The following is a 17,062-nucleotide window of genomic DNA, read 5'->3' on the forward strand; positions in this document are numbered from 1 at the left end:
GGCGATCCACGCATGACTCTCTCCCTGATTCCCGCGCTGCTGCTGCTCGGCGCGTTCACCGGTTTCTGCGCAGGACTGCTCGGCGTAGGCGGCGGCATGATGATGGTGCCGTTCCTGACGCTGACGTTCAGCTGGCTGGCCTTTCCGGAAGCGGCGATCGTCCATATGGCGATCGCCACCTCGATGTCCACCATCCTGTTCACGTCGCTGTCGTCGGTGCGCGCCCACCACAAGCAGGGCGCGGTGCGCTGGAAGATCGTGCTGGCGCTGGCGCCCGGCATCCTGCTGGGCGGCATGATCGGCGGCGGCAAGGTCTTTGCGGCCCTGAAGACCGGCTGGCTGTCGCTGCTGTTCGCGCTGTTCGTCGGCTTCTCGGCCACGCAGATGCTGCGCAACCGCAAGCCCTCGCCGACCCGGCAGCTGCCCGGCTTTCCCGGCATGTTCGGCGCCGGCTCGGCGATCGGCTTCCTGTCGAGCCTGGTCGGGGCCGGCGGCGGCTTCGTCTCGGTACCGTTCATGACCTGGTGCAACGTGCCGATCCACCATGCCGTCGCGACGTCCGCGGCGCTGGGCTTCCCGATCGCCGCGGCCAGCGTGATCGGCTATGTCTGGAGCGGCTACCAGATGACCGGCCTGCCGACGGGCTCCCTCGGCTATGTCTACCTGCCGGCGCTGGCGGTGATCGCGATCGCCAGCGTCCTGACCGCGCCGCTGGGCGCGCGCACCGCGCATCGGATGGAAGTCCGCAAGCTCAAGCGCGTCTTCGCCGGCATGCTGTTCTGCCTGGCCACCTACATGCTGTGGAAAGCCTGGCAGACGTTCTGACGCCCGGTAATACGCCGATACAAGCGCCCCGCGACGCCAGGGAACCGGGCGCGCCAGTGACCGTCTGATCACCATCACATTGTCATGGAGAACTCGATGAAGCAATTGCTCGCCGCTACCCTGCTCGGTACCACCGCACTGGCCGCCTCCGCGCAAGGCGGCCCGATGCCGCCCGAAGGATGGCAGCCGCCCGCGGGCGTGCTGTCGCTGTCGGCGGAGGCCGCGGCCGAAGTGCCGACCGACGTGGTACGCGTGACGCTGGCCGCGGAGCAGGAAGGCGCCGAGCCCGCCGCGATCTCGTCCGCGCTGTCGGCCAAGGCGCAGCAGGTGATCGCGCACGCCAAGCGCGTGTCCGGCATCCAGGCGGAATCGGGCGGCTTCACGATCTATCCGAGCACCGACCGCAACGGCCGCATCAGCACCTGGCGCGGACGCGCCGAGGTCATCCTGCAGTCGCGCGATTTCAGCGCGGCCTCGAAGCTCGCCGGCGAGCTGGCCAGCCAGATGCAGGTGCAGAACATCAGCTTCTCGCTGTCGCGCGAGGCGCGGCTGGCGGCCGAGAGCAAGCTGACCGAACAGGCGGTGGCCGCGTTCCGCGACAAGGCGCAGACCACGACCCGGCTGTTCGGCTATGGCAGCTACACGATCCGCAGCGTGCAGGTCGGCGAGGCCGGCACCGTGACGCCGATGCCGCGCATGTACGCCAAGGCCGCGATGGCGGCGGAGGCGGCACCGGTGCCGATGGAGGGCGGCAAGGCCCAGGTCACGGTGACCGTGAACGGCTCGGTGCAGATGCTGAAGTAAGCGGTGCGGAGTTAGCACGCGCCCATGGTGTTCTCCCTCTCCCCCTCAGGGGGAGAGGGCCGGGGAGAGGGAGGTGGTTTCAAACGGCGCAGGCATAGCCAGCGCCGCTGCCCTCTCCCCCGACCCCTCTCCCGCAAGCGGGAGAGGGGTGCAAAGCCAGCGCGAAACGCACCCTACCCGCTGAACCGCTCCCGCAGCAGGTTCTTCTGCACCTTGCCCATCGTATTGCGGGGCAATTCGCTGACCAGGTGAATCCGCTTGGGCACCTTGAAGTTGGCGATCCGGTGTTTCAGCGTGCCGATCATCGCCTGCTCGTTCAGTTCGGCGCCCGGCTTGCCGACCACCACCGCCACCACCGCCTCGCCGAAATCCGGGTGGGGCACGCCGATCACCGCGCTCTCCTGCACGCCCGGCATCTCGTCGAGGAAGCTCTCGATCTCCTTCGGATAGACGTTGTAGCCGCCCGAGATGATCAGGTCCTTGCTGCGGCCGACGATGGTCAGATAGTCGTCCGGCACCTTGCGCTCGCCCGAGAGGCCGACGATGGCGCCGCCGAAGCGCCCCATGTCGCCGGTCTTGAACCAGCCGTCCGCGGTGAATTCCTCGCGCGTTTTCTCCGGCATGCGCCAGTAGCCCTTGAACACGTTGGGGCCCTTGACCTCGACCGCGCCGATTTCGCCGGCCGGACAAGGCTTGCCGTCGCCATCGACCACGCGCACCGACACGCCCGGCAGCGGACGGCCCACGGTGCCGCCGATCCGTTCGCCCTCGCCGGCGTCATAGGGGTTCGAGACCAGCATCACGGTCTCGCTCATGCCGTAGCGTTCGAGGATCGTATGGCCCGTGCGCTCGCGGAAGGCCTCGAAGGTCTCCAGCAGCAGCGGCGCCGAGCCCGACACGAACAGCCGCATGCGGCGGCAGGTGTCCTCGTCGAAGCGCTGGTCCTGCAGCATCCGCACGTAGTAGGTCGGCACGCCCATCATCACCGTCGAGCGCGGCAGGAAGCGCAGCACCTGCTCCATGTCGAACTTCGGTGCCCAGATCATCTTCGCGCCGGCCAGCAGCGCACCGTGCGAGGCGACGAACAGCCCGTGCACATGGAAGATCGGCAGCATGTGCAGCAGCACGTCGTCGCTGCGCCAGCCCCAGGCCTTGTGCAGCGTCTCGGCGTTCGACGACAGATTGCGATGGGTCAGCATCGCGCCCTTGCTGCGGCCCGTGGTGCCCGAGGTATAGAGGATCGCCGCCAGATCGTCCGGCTCGCGCTGCACCGTGTCGAAGCGGTCCGGCTGGGCCGCGGCGCGCGCGAGCAGCGTGCCGCCGCGGTCGTCGTCGAGCGTGAACACGTGTCCGGTGCCATGGCGGAACGCCAGCTTCGACACCCAGCCGAAATTGGCGCTGCTGCAGACCACGACGGCCGGCTCGGCATTGCCGATGAAATAGTCGATCTCCGCTTCCTGGTACGCGGTGTTCAGCGGCAGATAGACATAGCCCGCCCGCAGCGTGGCCAGATACAGGAACAGCGCCTCGGGCGACTTCTCGACCTGCACCGCGACGCGCGCGCCTTCCGGCAGGTCCAGCGACGCGAGCAGATTGGCCAGCTTGGCGGTGGCGCGATCCAGATCATCCCAGCTGTAGTACAGGCCGTCGTGCGTCTCGATGCAGCAGGCCTCGCGCTTGGCAGGGAAGCGGGATTCGAACAGGGCGAACAGATTGGCGTTCATGCGATCAGCGGATAGAAGCTTGGAGGGATAAGAAGAAAACGGGGAACGGCCAGCGGCGCCGCTAGGCGCCCTCCTGTCCGTCGAAACGGGGCGGGCGCCGCGCCAGGAAGGCGGCGACGCCTTCGGCATGGTCGCGGCTGGCCGCGTACGAGAAATGGGCATCGAGTTCGGCCGCCGACAGCGGCGCGGGTTGCGGCGACAGCCGCGCGATGGTGGCCTTGTTGATGCGCGCGGCCAGCGGCGCGCCGGCGGCGATGCGGCGCGCGGTGGCCATCGCTTCCGCGGCGACGTCCCCGCGCGAGACCACGCGCGTCAGCAAGCCCTTGGCCTGCGCCTCGGCCGCATCGAACACGCGGCCTTCCAGCAGGATTTCGAGCGTTGCCGCACGGCCGGCCAGCGCCAGCAGCCCCTGCAGCTCGCCGGGCGCCATCGGGAAACCGAGCTTGTTGATCGGCACGCCGAAGCGGCTGTCGGTGGCCGCGATGCGCAGATCGCAATGGCAGGCGATCTCCAGGCCGCCGCCGACGCAGACGCCTTCGATGCAGGCCACGGTCGGATGCAGGCAGCCCGCGATCGCGGCCAGCGCCGGCGCCAGCAGGTCGACGTGGTAGGCGCGCACCGAGGCGGGATCGCCGCGCAGCCGCGGAAACTCCGCGATATCGGCGCCGGCGGCGAAGTTGCCGTCGGCGCCGCGCAGCACCACGCAGCGCAGCGTGCGGTCGGCCGACAGGCGCGCGAAGCCATCGGTCAGCGCGCGCCACATCGCCTCCGAAATCGCGTTGAGCTTGCCCGGATTCGACAGCGTGACCAGCGCGATGTCGCCATCGCGCTCGAAGGTGACCGCGCCGCTCACGACGCCCTCTGCCAGTTCAACGTCATCGCCATCAATCCATCTTGGCGCCGGACTGCTGCACCACCTGCGCCCAGCGCTTGATCTCGGCGCGCTGGAACTGCGCGAACTGGTCCGGCGTGTACGACGGCGTCTCCGAGCCGTTGTTCAGCCAGATCTGCTTGAGCTCCGGCGTGTTGAGCGCCTTGTTGACCTCGGCGTAGAGCTTGTCGCTGATTTCCTTGGGCGTGTTCTTCGGTACCCACAGCGCATACCAGGTCGACACCTCGTAGTTCGGCACGCCCGCTTCCGCCGCAGTCGGTACGTCGGGGAAGGCCGGCGAGCGCTTCGGCGCGGCCACCGCCAACGCCTTGATGCGGCCCGCGCGGATATGCTGCGCCGATGAGCCCAGGCCGTCGAACACCATGTCGACCTGGCCGGCGATCAGGTCGGACAGCGCCGGCCCCGCGCCCTTGTACGGGATATGCGTGATGAAGGTCTTGGTCTGGATCTTGAACAGCTCGCCTGCCAGATGGTGCGACGAGCCGTTGCCGGCCGAGCCGTAGTTCAGCTTGCCGGGATTCTGGCGCGCGTAGGCGATCAGCTCCTGCAGCGTCTTGGCCTGGACCTTGGTCGGATTGACGACCACCACCTGCGGCGGCTGCGCGATCACGGTGATCGGCACGAAGTCCTTTTCGATGTCGTAATCGAGCTTCTTGTAGAACGAGGGCGCGATCACGTGGTGCGCGCCGCCGATGAAGATCGTGTAGCCATCGGGCGCGGCCTTCGACGCGAGGCTGGCACCGACCGTGCCGCCCGCGCCGCCGCGGTTGTCGATGACGAACTGCTTGCCCAGCTGCTTGGACAATTGCGCCGCCAGCGGGCGGGCAAACGCGTCGGTGCCGCCGCCGGCCGGGAACGGCACGACGATCGTGACGGGCCGGGATGGCCACGGCTCCTGCGCCGAGGCCGGGCCGAGCGCCATCATCGCGATGCCGCCGGCCAGTGCCAGCATCCCTGCCGTCCGCTTGAACTGACTACGTTCCATGGTGTGTCTCCTCGCTTTGTCTTATGAAAATGCGATGTGAACTGCTGGTGTGAACCGCTTTGGAACTTCCCGTCGAAAATGCACTGCGAAACTGGATGATGCGGTGATGCGATGCACTGATGCGAGCCGGCGCCGGCCGCGCGCGCTCAGGAGCGCGCCAGCAGCTTGGCGACCGAGCGGCTGATGCGCGGATTGCCCTCGCCCAGCTTGGCCAGATTGTCGTCGAGCGCCTCGGGCACGTACAGGTAATTGACCATCATGCCGCACGACTGCGCGCGCCCCTTGCTCGACAGATCCGCCCCCCAGTTCAGCCGCTCGACGCAGGCGCCATTGCCGAGGTGGAAGCGCGCCACCGGATCGGCCGGCAGCGCGCCATTGCGCGCATGCACGAGGAAGTGGGCCGCCAGAGCCAGGCCGCTGTCGCGCACGAGCGCGTCGTCCGAGCCCGCATTCAGCGCCGCCAGCCATTCCGCACCGGTGGCCGGCACCGCGGGCGGCTTCGTGTCGCCAGCGGCCGCCGTGCGTGCGCTCCAGCGCTGCATGCACTTGCTGCCCAGCACCTTGGCGACGGTATCGCCGTCCTGCTTGCGCAACCAGTCGGCGAAACCCGGTATCGGCGACAGCGTGGCGTACTGCTTGACCTTGGGGAAATCGCGCTGCAATTCCTCGATCACGCGCTTGAGCAGGAAATTGCCGAAGCTGACGCCGCGCAGGCCCGGCTGCGTATTCGAGATCGAATAGAAGATCGCCCATTTGACGCGGCGCAGGTCTTCCTGCGGCGCCGCCTCGTCGAGCAGGCTCTGCACGTTGGCCGCCATCTCCGGCACGAAGGCCACCTCGACGAAGATCAGCGGCTCGCGCGGAATGCGCGGATGGAAGAACGCGTAGCAGCGGCGATCGGAATCGAGCCGGTTGCGCAGGTCGGCCCAGGAGGCGATCTCGTGCACCGCCTCGTAGCGGATCAGCTTTTCCAGCAGCGACGCCGGCGAATCCCAGGTGATCGGCTGCAGCTCCAGCAGGCCGACGTCGAACCAGTTGGACAGCAGCCCTTCCAGATCTTCGTCGAGCACGCGCAGGCCGGGGATCTTCTTGTACCAGCGCAACATGTCCGCGCGCAGGTGGATGATGAAATGCAGCCCGCAGGCGGACGTTGCGCTTGGGCCGTGCAGCCCGGCCAGCCGCTTGAAGAAGCGGATGCGCGCGCTCGACAGCGCGTGGCTCAGCCCCGAGCCGTTGCGGGCCGGCTTGCCGCCCTCGCCCGCGGCGGCGCCCTCGCCATCGCCCTGGGCACCGCTGTTGGCCACCTCGGCCAGCAGCGTCAGCATGGCCTGACGGGTCGCCTCGTCGGCGGCCTCGTATTCGTTGCGCCAGGCCTGCGCGGCCGCGTTGGCGGCGCCATCGGTCAGGCGGGCATCGAAGCACAGCCGCAGCTCCTCGCGCTGGCGGCGCTGCACGCGCGCACTCAGTGTCGCGGGCGCAGCCGCGCGGGTCTTGCCATCGGCCGCCGCATTGGCATCGGCCGGTGTCCCCTTGCGGTTCCACCAGCGGCCGAAGCGCGCCAGCAGCGTGCTGCCGGCCGCGTCGGGGCGTGCGTCGCCCAGGGTCTCGCTGGCGCCGAGCGGCGCGCTGACGGTCTTGTCTCCGGTCTCGAAAGAAGTCATCGAACTACCTGTGGCAAAGGATGGAAGCGAACTGGAACGATACGGCGCGAACGATACGGCGGTGCAGTCGGATCAGCGATCGGAGGCGGCCTTGGCTGCCAGGCGCAGGCGGCTGTGGCGCCGTCGCGCGGGCGCCGCGGGCTCGGGCGCTGCGGCCTGCGCATCCGCGTCCAGCGCCTTCAACGCGGCGCGCTGGCGCAGCAGGTGGGTCTTCATCATCGCCTCGGCACCTTCGGGGTCGCGCGCCTTCAGCGCGGCGAACACCGACAGGTGCTCGGCGCAGGATTCGTCGATGCGGCCCGGCAACTGCAGGCTCTTGTGCCGCGACAGTCGCAGCACCTTGCGCAGGTCGCCGATCAGCCCGGACAGCCAGCGATTGCCGGCCAGCCGCTGGATCGCTTCGTGAATCTGGTAGTTGGTCTCGTAGTAGGCGTCGATCTGGCCGGCGCCGGCGTAGCGCGCGAGATCGCGATGCAGGTCCTCGAGGGCGTCGAGGTCGGCGGCCGTGGCATTGCGGGCCGCCTCGTAGGCGCAGCGGCCTTCCAGCAGCGCCATCAGCGGGAAGATTTCGTCGAGGTCCTGCTCGGACAACTCGTTGACGAAGCAGCCGCGGCGCGGCTCCAGCCGCACCAGTCCTTCCGCCGCCAGCACCTTCAGCGCCTCGCGCAACGGGGTGCGGGAGATGCCCAGCGTGGTGGCCAGGGCCGCTTCGTCGATCCAGGCGCCCGGCACGAGCGTGTGCTCGTCGATCATGGCGCGCAGGCGATCGGCGACTTCGAGATACAGCGCCTGCTGGACGATGCGCATGGGTTCCTCCCGGTGCGATGCGTGGACATCGCGATGGCCGTAGCCCCTCCGGGAGGCCCTCGCAATAATTCATAATTATGAATAACGGCGAGGGAATGGCAAGGTGTTTCGATATTGCACAGCGTCAAGGGCATCAAGGGCCGCTGGGCGGAGATGGGCTGGAGAGTAAAGCGGCTGCCGGATCGCTTCAGCCGTGGGCCAGGATGCGCCGCGCCCGCTCGAGCACGGGACGGTCGACCATCTTGCCGTCGACCGCCACCGCGGCGCCGTCCGCCGCTCCCGCTGCCTCGACGATGCGTCTGGCCCAGGCCAGTTCGGCCTCGGTCGGCGCCAGGCCGGCATGCACCGGGCCGATCTGCGCCGGGTGGATCAGCAGCTTGGCGCCGAAGCCGAACGCGCGCGCCCGGGCGGTCTCGGCCGCCAGCACCGCGGTATCGCCCAGCGCGGTGCAGACACCGTCCACCGGCGCGGGCAGACCCGCCGCGCGCGAATGCAGCACCAGCAGACTGCGGAACGCATGCAGCGGCTCGCCCTCGTCGCCGACACCCAGATCGCCCATCAGGTCGATGCTGCCGAACAGCAGCCGCACGACGCCCGGCTGCACGGCCAGTTGCGCAAGTTGCGCGAAGCCCGCCGCGGTTTCGAGCAGCGCATGGCATTGCACGCCGGGCAGCGCCTGCCGCAACGGCTGCATCGCCTGGGCGTCGGCCTTGGGCAACACCAGCGTATCGATCCCGAGCGCCCGGCACCAGCCGATATCGTCGTCGTGGTACGGCGTACCGGCCGCGTTCACGCGCACCAGCAGCAGCACGCCGGCATCGGCGGCCTGCTGCGCCAGCGCGGGCCAGGGCGCGCGCAGGTTCTCGCGCGCCGCGGCCTTGTCGGCCGGCGCGACCGCATCCTCGAAGTCGACGATCACCGCGTCGGCACCGGCGGCCAGCGCCTTGCCGATCCTGTCGGGACGATTCGCCGGCACGAACAGATAGCTGCGCGGCGGCCGCCCGCCCTGATTCAGCATGTCCCGAGTCATCGCGTCCTCCGCCGTCATACCGCGCCGTCCGCGCGCATCGCGGCAATCTGCTCGCCCGCGATGCCCAGTTCGGCGAGGATCGCGTCGGTATGCTGGCCCAGGGCCGGCACCGGATCCATGCGCGCCTCGGTCATGCCGGGCGGCAGCAGCGCCGGGATGGCGCCCGCCGGCGTCTCGACCTCGCACCAGCGCTGCCGCGCGGCCAGTTGCGGATGCGCCCAGACGTCGGCCATCGTATTGACCTGCGCGTTGGCGATCTTTGCCGCGTCCAGGCGCGCGCCCACCTCTTCGGCGCTCCACTGCGAGAACGCCGTGACGATGCGCTCGCGCAAGGACGCGCGGTTGGCGCTGCGCAGGCTGTTGCTGGCGTAGTCCGGATGCGCGATCAGCTCGGGCTGCTGCAGCACCGATTCGCAGAAGATGGCCCATTCGCGTTCGTTCTGCAGACCCAGCATCACGGTCTTGCCATCCCCGGTCGGGAACGGCCCATACGGATAGATGGTGGCATGCGAGGCGCCGGCACGCGGCGGCGGCGAGGCGCCGTCGAAGGCGTAGTACAGCGGGAAACCCATCCACTCGACCATGGACTCGAGCATCGAGATATCGATGCGCTTGCCGCGGCCCGTCTGCCCGCGCTCGATCAGCGCGGCCAGGATATTGGAGTAGGCATACATGCCGGCGGCGATATCGGCGATCGATGCGCCCGCCTTGACGCCTTCCTCCGGCGTGCCGGTCACCGAGACGAAGCCCGACTCGCTTTGCACCAGCAGATCGTAGGCCTTCTTGTCGCGATACGGACCGTCGGCGCCGTAGCCCGAGATATCGCAGACGATCAGCCGCGGAAAGCGCTCGGACAACGCCGCATGGTCGAGCCCAAGCCGCGCCGCCGCGCCGGGCGCCAGGTTCTGCACCAGCACGTCGGCGCGCGCCAGCAGCGCCTCGAGCACCGGCGCCGCGCCGTCGTGCTTGACGTCCAGCGTCAGGCTCTCCTTGCCGCGATTGGTCCAGACGAAGTGCGAGGACAGGCCGCGCACGCGATCGTCGTAGGCCCGCGCGAAATCGCCGGCACCCGGACGCTCGATCTTGATCACGCGGGCGCCGAGGTCGGCCAGCTGGCGCGTGCAGAACGGCGCGGCGATGGCCTGTTCGAGGGAAATGACGGTAATGCCTTCAAGCGGTCGGGACATGGCGGTGGGCTCGCGAAGGGAAATGGATGGCCGAGCGGCACGATGCCGCCAATCTAGCCGCGTTTGCCGGCGCGCGGAAATACGGAATCGCGAGCCAGCCATAAGTACAATCAATACCTTCGGCTTTGACTGGGGCGGGACATGGATATCCGGGGCATGCGCTATTTCGTCGCGATCGTCGAGCACGGCAGCCTGACCCGCGCCGCCGAGGTCGCCCACGTGGCGCAGCCCGCCTTGAGCCAGCAGCTCGCGGCACTGGAAGCGGAACTGGGCGTGGCGCTGGTGCATCGCGGCGCCAAGGGTGTCAAACCCACCGAGGCGGGCCGCACGCTGTACCGGCATGCCCGCGCGATCCTCAAGCAGATCGATGTGGCGCGCGCCGACGTCAAGGTGGCCGGCGCCGATATCGCCGGTACCGTGGCGATCGGCCTGCCGACCACCGCCGCCGCGGCATTCGGCATGCCGCTGGTGCGCGCGGTCCGCCAGCGCTATCCGGGCGTCCGGCTGCAGCTGTTCGAGAGCATGAGCGGCTATATCGCCGAACTGCTGAACAACAATCGGCTCGATTTCGCGATCCTGTTTCGCGATACGCCGTCGCGCGCGGTCGAGCTGGAGCCGTTGGCCAGCGAGGCGCTGTATCTGGTGGGCACGCCGCCGATTTCCGCGGATTCGAAGCGGCGTCGCGCCGGACCGGGCAAGCAGGCGACCATTGCGTTGAAGTCGCTGGCCGAGATTCCGCTGGTACTGCCGAGCGGGGCGCAAGGGCTGCGTGAAGTGCTGGAGCAGCACGCCAGCGGCGCCGGCATTCGGCTGCAGGTCGTCGCCGACCTTGATTCATTGCCGATCCTGCTGCAGACCGCGCGCGAAGGGCTGGCCTGCACGATCTTGCCCGCGTCGTCACTGAGCCGCGAGCCGAACGTCGATGCGCTGCCGACACGGCTGATTCTCCCCGAGCTCGACCGCACGCTGTCGCTTTGCTGGCCGCGTGCGCTGCCACGGACCGCCGCTGCGGAAGCGGTCGCCGAGGCATTGCGCGAAATCGTCGCCGCGAAGATTGCGGAAGGCGGCTCGCTGAAGCCGGCTCGCGCATAGCGCGCGGCTGCTACGGCGCCGTCGGCGGATCCTGCCTCAACTCCCGCTCCATCGTCGCCATGCGTGCGCTGATGGACTGGCCGAAGAACCGGATCGCTCGCTCGACCGCCAGGCCGCGGAAGCTTCGCTGGAAAACGGAAGCGCATACGTCGTTTAGTTGGCGGACCAGCGCCGCGGCCTCGGCAATGGCTGCGTTCCAGGCCTGGCTTGCCTCGGCGCGCTCCGTGGCATTCGGCAAATCATCGAAGCTGATGCTGTTGTGGTCGTCGAACAGTGCGCGCAGTCCGGTCACGTTATTGCCAAGAAACCACCCGCGTTCCATCTGCATCGTGACGGCCAGCCGGCTCATTGCCTGCACCGTGGCAAAGCGGCCGGCATGAAGGGTCCCCATTTCCTCGAGCACGAGCATCTCGCTGCGTACCTTTTCCAGCAGCTGGAAGGCGCACAGGGTTTCCACCATGACGTCCGCCTTCTCGGCGGCCGTGTCAATCTGCCTCGGATAGGGCTGCCCGAGCGCCGTCGAAAGGTGCTGCACGTATCGCGCCGCCGTCCGTATCCGGCTCTCCGCCCAAGCTTGGCTCGCCTCCCACTGTGTCCGCGCGTCAATCGGCGGCGCCTGCTCTGCTTGCACGGGCTGCACTGCCGAGGCCGCTGGCGCGGCCGCGTCGCCGACGACGTGAACGGTCTCGTGAAGGGTCTGCGAGGCGCTGTCGCCGATGCCCAGGCCATAGGCGGACGGATCGCCCAGCCCGTCCGGACCCTCCGCCATGTCGACCGAGTTGTACGACCCAATGCTCGAGGCGGATGCGGTTCGGCTCAACGTGCGGTCGCTGGCCGGATCGCTTCCATTGTCGACCGACGCGTGGACCGACGCGTGGACCGACGTGTCGACCGGCGCCGCGTCCGCGGGGCGCTCCGCCGCGCCCGACGGATTCTTGCGCTCGAAACCGAGGCGGTGCCACAGCTGTTCGATCATCTGATCGTGATCCAGGACTTCGTCCCAATCGCTGTCGTCATTGTCCACCACGTCGTCAGGCGCGTCGTCCGCGCTCTGATCGGGGGAGATCAGCCGCGACGATACGGTGCGCGCCAGACCGCCCTGCGCCGGCGCCCGCTCGCTGCCATGGTCGACCAGGCGCTTGGCCGCATCGCACAGCTCGCTGTCCCGCACTGCCGTGCAAAAGTGGAACGCGCCGATGTCGCTGCCACAGAGTTCCGTCAGCACGTCCAGCGGCAGCGGCGCCGAGAAGCCCGGATTGGCCTCGAGCCAACGGCTCATCCGGTTGCCAAGCTCGTCTATCAGCCGGGCAAGAGCCGGCTGCCGGTCAGGAAAGTGGCGATAGGCCTCGGGCCTGGCGAACACTTCCCCTGCGCCGAAGATGGTCGCGATCACGCCCACGGCCGCCGATGCACCCGTTCCCGCCGCACAGGCCGCGGTCAGCAGGAAGGACCCGCCCAGCGCAACGCCGGTCACGGCCACTGGCCACAGGATCACCGCCAGCGTGACGGCACCGGCAATGCCGAGCAGCGCGCCCACCGCCAGCGCGATGGCCTTGCCGACGCTGCGTTTTTGCACGTGAGGGGCGGTCTCGTCTTGCAGCGACTGAAGCTTCCGCATCAGCGCCTGGCATTGCGTCGCGAGCTTCAGGTTGCGTGCCAGCACCACGGCGGTGTGCCGCTCCTGCGCCTGTGCGCCGGCTTCCCATGGCATGGTGGCCCGATGTTCGAGCTGCACGATATCGCGCGCCGTATTCAGCAGCGCCTCCATGTCCTTGCCGCATTCTTCGAGTGTCTTTCTCAGCGGCTGCTTCTGGCTGGCCGGAATCGCCAGCGCGTCGATCGTTCGCTTCAGTTGTTGCAAATGCTGTGCGCAGTTCGCTGTCACCGTGTCGCCGATCGCGCCTTCCGCCTGCGCGAGCGTGTCGATCGGCGCCTCGGGAGACGGCGGGCCGGTTCGATCGCCGACATGGTCTCGGATGTTGGAAGTCAGGGATGGAAACAGGGAGGTGGCGATGGCGGGAGCGGACAGCGGCGGCATGATCGATCGGGAAGCAGGCGGAACGGAGGGGAGAGGAGCGAAGGCGAAGGCGACAACGCAATCGCCGATGCGCCGCAGGATCGCGCAAGTTATGTGCAAAGGCTTTCATAAATCAACAAGCAACTCGCGATAAGTGACACATGTCTCTTGAGCCATGCCAAGCCGTGGACGCATGCTGCTCGTCCGCCCTCTTCCGGAGAACGTCATGCTGACTGCCTTTCCCCCCGCGAAATCGCAACCCGTGGTGGTGCGCTGCGCCGTGCCCGAGGCGCTGCGCATTCGTGACGCGCGGCGGCTATTGCTGGCTCAAGGGGGTTGGCTGCAGTGCGGAAGCGATCGCTTCCGGATCCGGTGGGAAAATCAGCAGATCGTGGTGCGCAGCGCGACAGCTACCAAGCCGCAACGGCAGGCGTTGGCCGCGCTGCTGACCGAGAGGTACCACGAACGGTTCGAGGACCGCTTCCACTGGAAAAAGGGCACCGACCAGCGGGTGCGGCTCAATGGACAGGTCGCCTTCGCGCGGGGTCGCCCGTGCGGGCCGATTGCCTGCCGCCATCTGGCGGTCTTCTGGCTTGGACTGTTCCTCGAGGACCGGCCCGACGGCCCCGACTACTCCCGGCTGGCCACCGCACAGGCACTGCGGGACAACGTCCCGGTGGACTACGACTACAGGGTGGTGCCGAACGCGGTGCAGCTCGGCAAGCTGCGTGTGGTGATGAACGGGGACTGGGGCAAGGAGTTCGTCGCGCGGCTGGCCGACCTGGAGCGCCGCGGCGAAACGGCCACGACCCTGCTGGTACTGACACCGGACCACGCGATGGCCGTCGGCTTGCGCATCGTGCGTCAGCCGCATCGCACGCTTCATGTCGTCGCCTTCTACGATCCCAACTACACGGCCACGCATCTCGAAGCGCGCTTCGACGACCTGGAAGAGGTACGCGCGCTGGAGGCGCGAGGCTTCACCGAGTTCGCGCCCGACTACCCGGCCTTCCTGCCGAAATCCCAGCCCGTGAACACGGTGGACGCCATGCTGATGATCGAACTCGATATGGCAACGCTGCGGCAGCTGCGCGACATCGACGTGACCCTGCCCGCGCAGCCGCGCCAATTGTCCGGCGCGTTGCCGCCTCTGACGGCCGATGCGTTGTGGTACCTGCTGCGTTATGGCTGCGATGACGCGGTCCGTCAGCTGGCGCCGGCCCTGCGCGCGCTGCCTGAGCCGGAACGCATCCAGCGGCTCAGTACCAACCGCTCGACCCAGCTTTTCTACGACATCATGTCGCTCGGCCTGCCGTCGTCGGCAAGGCTGTTCGGGGAGCTGATCGCCGACCTTCCGCTGGAGCAGCGGATCCACCTGCTGGAGTCGCGGGCGGACTGCGGCACGACGGCCTTCGGTTACGCCGTGAAGGCGGGGCGCACCGAGATGTTCCGGCCATTCGTCGAACTGCTGCAGGCGCTGCTGCCGCAGGACCATCACTACGCCATGCTGGTGGCGGCCATGCCGGACGGGACCTCGGCCCTGTATCACGCGTTCAAGCACGGGCGTTCCGATACGCCACCCGCGTATGCCGCCGCGTTGTCGTCGCTGCCGCCGATGCTCCTCGCTTCGCTGATGTGCGCCCGTTCCGCTGACAACGAAACGGGCCTGGAGGCGGCCGTTCGGAACAACGATCTGCTGACCGTCGGCAATGTCGACAAGGTGCTGCCGCTGCTGCCGCCGCAAGCCTGCGTCTATCTGCTGAAGCCGGCGTGGCGGCTGATTCGACGACTGAACGCCGAGGGGCGCCAGCAACTGCTCGTCGAACAGATGATGCGATCGCATCTGGAGCGGTTCGCCCCGTCGCTGCTGCCGGGCGACGGCCGGGGTCGGGGCGGGCGCGCCCAGGCGGCCTCGAAAGGCTGGGTGCGCTGGGACCGGAAGCTGGGCTGACGCCGAACCGCCCCGCGCCGATATCAGGCCGATATCAGGCCGATATCAGGCCGACAGCTGTGGCTGACGACGATACGCCCACCACATCATCGCCGCGCCCGCCACGATCATCGGCAGGCTCAGCCACTGGCCCATCGAGAAGTTCAGCGCCAGCAGGCCAAGGAAGTTGTCCGGTTCGCGCGCGAATTCGGCGAGGAAGCGGAACACGCCGTAGCCGAGCAGGAAGGCGCCGGAGACCGCGCCCATCGGCCGCGGATGGCGGGCGAACAGCCACAGGATCACGAACAGCGCAACGCCCTCGCCGGCGAACTGGTACAGCTGCGACGGGTGGCGCGCGATATTGTCGCCGGCCTGCGGAAAGACCATGCCCCAAGGCAGATCGGTGGGACGGCCCCACAGTTCGCCATTGATGAAGTTGCCAAGGCGGCCGGCCGCCAGCCCGCACGGAATCATCGGCGCGATGAAGTCGGTAACCTCCATCCAGGGCCGGCCCCTGACCTTCGAGAACACCCACATCGCGATCACCACGCCAAGGAAGCCGCCGTGGAAAGCCATGCCGCCTTCCCACACCTTGAAGATATCGAGCGGGTGCGACAGGTAGAAGGACGGCTTGTAGAACAGCACGTAGCCGAGCCGCCCGCCGAGGATCACGCCCAGCACGCCGTAGAACAGCAGGTCATCGATATCGCGCGCGGTCCAGCCCTGCGCCGCCACCTGCGGCTGCCGCAGCCGGATCCGGCCGAACCACATGAACATGATGAAGCCGGCCAGGTACATCAGCCCGTACCAGCGGATTGCCAGCGGGCCCAGATGGATGGCGATGGGATCGAAGTTCGGATGGATCAGCATGCGGGTCTATCGCTTGGCGTTGTTTGGATGGATCGGAATCGGGATTGAAATCGGGATTCGGGATTTGGGATTCGGGATTCGGGAATCGGGATCGTGGATCAATGCTTCGGCTGCGACTCGGGCCTGGCAGCACGTCGCTTCGGCGTGCCGCCGCCCGGCCGCGCGGCCGGGGCCAGCGCCGACGCGATCTCGATAAAGGACCGCAGCACGGGACTGGGTCCGGCCGCGCCGTTGTCGCGCCAGGCCAGCCCGGTCTCGATCTGCGGCACCGCGCCGCGCAACGTCAGATACGACACGCCGGTGCGCCGCAGGTTGCATAGCGAGGCAGGCACCAGCGCGACACCGATGCCGGCCGACACCAGGCTGACGATGGTCTGCATCTGGATCGCTTCCTGCGCGATCACCGGGGCGAAGCCGTCGCGCGCATAGTAACCGGTAATGATGTCATGAAATGCCGGCGCGCTTCGGCGAGGAAACAGGATCAGCGGCTCGTGCGCGAAATCGGCCAGCGCCACCGCATCCGACTGTGCAGCGCCACCGCGCTGTCCTGGCGCGCGCCAGTCCTGCGGCACGGCGAGCACCAGCGGCTCGCGCACCAGCGGCAGATACGACAGGCCATGGGGCAAGGCCGGCATCTGCGGACGGATCACCAGCCCGGCGTCGATCTGCCCTTCCGCCAGCGCATCGAGCTGGATATCGCTGGTGGCCTCGCGCAGCTGCAGCTGGACTTCGGGATGCCGCGCGCGAAAGCGCCGCAGCAGGTCCGGCAGGATGCCGTAGTCCGCGGTGCTGACGAAGGCCAGCGACAGCGTGCCGACCTCGCCGCGGGCCAGCCGCTGCGCCAGGGCCGGCAAACCCGCCGCGTCGGCCAGAACCCGTCGCACTTCGGGCAGCCACTGCTGGCCGGCCGGGGTCAGTGCGACCGAGCGCCGCGTCCGGACGAACAGCTGCACGCCGATCTCTTCCTCCAGCGCCTGGATCTGCTGCGACAGCGGCGGCTGGGTCATGGCCAGGCGCGCGGCGGCGCGGCCAAAGTGCAGTTCCTCGGCGACGGTGACGAAATAGCGCAACTGGCGCAGATCCACGCGAACTCCCGGCGCGGCGGCGGCCACGCGCTTGATAGCCAAAACGACTCAATAAGGCACGAATAATATATTTGACACACAAAAACGCAAGCGGCATGCTTTCGCCCACAACAAAGGCAGCGCCCGCCGGCGCGACGCATTCCACCCGGAGAT

Annotated in this window: 14 protein-coding genes; 4 read left to right on the plus strand and 10 right to left on the minus strand. The window is 68.2% G+C overall.

Annotated features, from left to right (window positions below; all coding sequences use genetic code 11):
- The first annotated feature begins 12 nt into the window (after positions 1-12).
- Both J5T34_RS02075 and J5T34_RS02080 read left to right on the plus strand, forming a co-directional pair.
- Positions 13-825, plus strand: a complete 813-nt coding sequence (locus J5T34_RS02075; protein WP_208578218.1) for a sulfite exporter TauE/SafE family protein — start codon at positions 13-15, stop codon at positions 823-825.
- A 96-nt stretch (positions 826-921) separates the two neighbouring features.
- Positions 922-1,629, plus strand: coding sequence for an SIMPL domain-containing protein (locus J5T34_RS02080; protein WP_174106821.1), 708 nt, complete (start codon positions 922-924; stop codon positions 1,627-1,629).
- Between the two features lie 173 nt (positions 1,630-1,802).
- Here the strand turns inward: J5T34_RS02080 and J5T34_RS02085 are convergent, their stop codons facing one another.
- The 7 genes from J5T34_RS02085 to J5T34_RS02115 all read right to left on the minus strand — a co-directional run bounded on the left by J5T34_RS02085 (position 1,803) and on the right by J5T34_RS02115 (position 9,915).
- Positions 1,803-3,353 carry a malonate--CoA ligase gene (locus J5T34_RS02085; protein WP_208578225.1) on the minus strand — a complete coding sequence of 517 codons (1,551 nt, stop codon included), beginning with the start codon at positions 3,351-3,353 and terminating at the stop codon, positions 1,803-1,805.
- 61 nt (positions 3,354-3,414) lie between these two features.
- Positions 3,415-4,206: an enoyl-CoA hydratase/isomerase family protein gene (locus tag J5T34_RS02090; protein WP_208578227.1), complete on the minus strand. Its 792-nt coding sequence runs from the start codon at positions 4,204-4,206 to the stop codon at positions 3,415-3,417.
- Positions 4,207-4,237: 31 nt separating this feature from the next.
- A complete protein-coding gene (locus J5T34_RS02095) occupies positions 4,238-5,197 on the minus strand; it encodes a Bug family tripartite tricarboxylate transporter substrate binding protein (RefSeq protein WP_432207620.1) in 960 nt (319 codons plus the stop codon).
- Between the two features lie 179 nt (positions 5,198-5,376).
- A complete protein-coding gene (locus J5T34_RS02100) occupies positions 5,377-6,891 on the minus strand; it encodes a malonyl-CoA decarboxylase domain-containing protein (protein WP_208578239.1) in 1,515 nt (504 codons plus the stop codon).
- A 72-nt stretch (positions 6,892-6,963) separates the two neighbouring features.
- Positions 6,964-7,698: a GntR family transcriptional regulator gene (locus tag J5T34_RS02105; protein WP_244258653.1), complete on the minus strand. Its 735-nt coding sequence runs from the start codon at positions 7,696-7,698 to the stop codon at positions 6,964-6,966.
- A gap of 187 nt (positions 7,699-7,885) precedes the next feature.
- The gene (locus tag J5T34_RS02110; RefSeq protein ID WP_244258654.1) at positions 7,886-8,728 is read right to left on the minus strand and encodes an HpcH/HpaI aldolase/citrate lyase family protein; all 843 of its coding nucleotides are present in this window, start codon (positions 8,726-8,728) and stop codon (positions 7,886-7,888) included.
- A gap of 14 nt (positions 8,729-8,742) precedes the next feature.
- Positions 8,743-9,915: a CaiB/BaiF CoA transferase family protein gene (locus J5T34_RS02115; RefSeq protein ID WP_208578240.1), complete on the minus strand. Its 1,173-nt coding sequence runs from the start codon at positions 9,913-9,915 to the stop codon at positions 8,743-8,745.
- Positions 9,916-10,056: 141 nt separating this feature from the next.
- Between J5T34_RS02115 and J5T34_RS02120 the strand changes: the two genes are divergently transcribed.
- Positions 10,057-11,007 (plus strand): LysR substrate-binding domain-containing protein, encoded by a 951-nt coding sequence (locus tag J5T34_RS02120; RefSeq protein WP_208578242.1) that lies wholly within the window; start codon positions 10,057-10,059, stop codon positions 11,005-11,007.
- Positions 11,008-11,017: 10 nt separating this feature from the next.
- Here the strand turns inward: J5T34_RS02120 and J5T34_RS02125 are convergent, their stop codons facing one another.
- A complete protein-coding gene (locus tag J5T34_RS02125; protein WP_208578244.1) occupies positions 11,018-13,045 on the minus strand; it encodes a hypothetical protein in 2,028 nt (675 codons plus the stop codon).
- A gap of 205 nt (positions 13,046-13,250) precedes the next feature.
- Between J5T34_RS02125 and J5T34_RS02130 the strand changes: the two genes are divergently transcribed.
- A complete protein-coding gene (locus tag J5T34_RS02130; protein WP_208578247.1) occupies positions 13,251-14,975 on the plus strand; it encodes a ShET2/EspL2 family type III secretion system effector toxin in 1,725 nt (574 codons plus the stop codon).
- 45 nt (positions 14,976-15,020) lie between these two features.
- Here J5T34_RS02130 and lgt read toward each other — a convergent pair whose 3' ends face one another.
- Positions 15,021-15,824, minus strand: a complete 804-nt coding sequence (gene lgt / locus J5T34_RS02135) for a prolipoprotein diacylglyceryl transferase (protein WP_208578249.1) — start codon at positions 15,822-15,824, stop codon at positions 15,021-15,023.
- A 98-nt stretch (positions 15,825-15,922) separates the two neighbouring features.
- Complete coding sequence (locus tag J5T34_RS02140; RefSeq protein WP_208578319.1) at positions 15,923-16,909, minus strand: LysR family transcriptional regulator; 987 nt, start codon at positions 16,907-16,909, stop codon at positions 15,923-15,925.
- Positions 16,910-17,062: the final 153 nt, after the last annotated feature.

It is taken from the genome of Cupriavidus gilardii (assembly GCF_017598945.1).
Lineage (GTDB): Bacteria > Pseudomonadota > Gammaproteobacteria > Burkholderiales > Burkholderiaceae > Cupriavidus > Cupriavidus gilardii_E.

Coding starts and splice junctions, on each gene's coding strand:
- J5T34_RS02075 (WP_208578218.1), top strand. CDS start 13: ATGACTCTCTCCCTGATTCCCGCGCTGCTGCTGCTCGGCGCGTTCACC.
- J5T34_RS02080 (WP_174106821.1), top strand. CDS start 922: ATGAAGCAATTGCTCGCCGCTACCCTGCTCGGTACCACCGCACTGGCC.
- J5T34_RS02085 (WP_208578225.1), bottom strand. CDS start 3,353: ATGAACGCCAATCTGTTCGCCCTGTTCGAATCCCGCTTCCCTGCCAAG.
- J5T34_RS02095 (WP_432207620.1), bottom strand. CDS start 5,197: ATGCTGGCACTGGCCGGCGGCATCGCGATGATGGCGCTCGGCCCGGCC.
- J5T34_RS02100 (WP_208578239.1), bottom strand. CDS start 6,891: ATGACTTCTTTCGAGACCGGAGACAAGACCGTCAGCGCGCCGCTCGGC.
- J5T34_RS02105 (WP_244258653.1), bottom strand. CDS start 7,698: ATGCGCATCGTCCAGCAGGCGCTGTATCTCGAAGTCGCCGATCGCCTG.
- J5T34_RS02110 (WP_244258654.1), bottom strand. CDS start 8,728: ATGACTCGGGACATGCTGAATCAGGGCGGGCGGCCGCCGCGCAGCTAT.
- J5T34_RS02115 (WP_208578240.1), bottom strand. CDS start 9,915: ATGTCCCGACCGCTTGAAGGCATTACCGTCATTTCCCTCGAACAGGCC.
- J5T34_RS02120 (WP_208578242.1), top strand. CDS start 10,057: ATGGATATCCGGGGCATGCGCTATTTCGTCGCGATCGTCGAGCACGGC.
- J5T34_RS02125 (WP_208578244.1), bottom strand. CDS start 13,045: ATGCCGCCGCTGTCCGCTCCCGCCATCGCCACCTCCCTGTTTCCATCC.
- J5T34_RS02130 (WP_208578247.1), top strand. CDS start 13,251: ATGCTGACTGCCTTTCCCCCCGCGAAATCGCAACCCGTGGTGGTGCGC.
- lgt (WP_208578249.1), bottom strand. CDS start 15,824: ATGCTGATCCATCCGAACTTCGATCCCATCGCCATCCATCTGGGCCCG.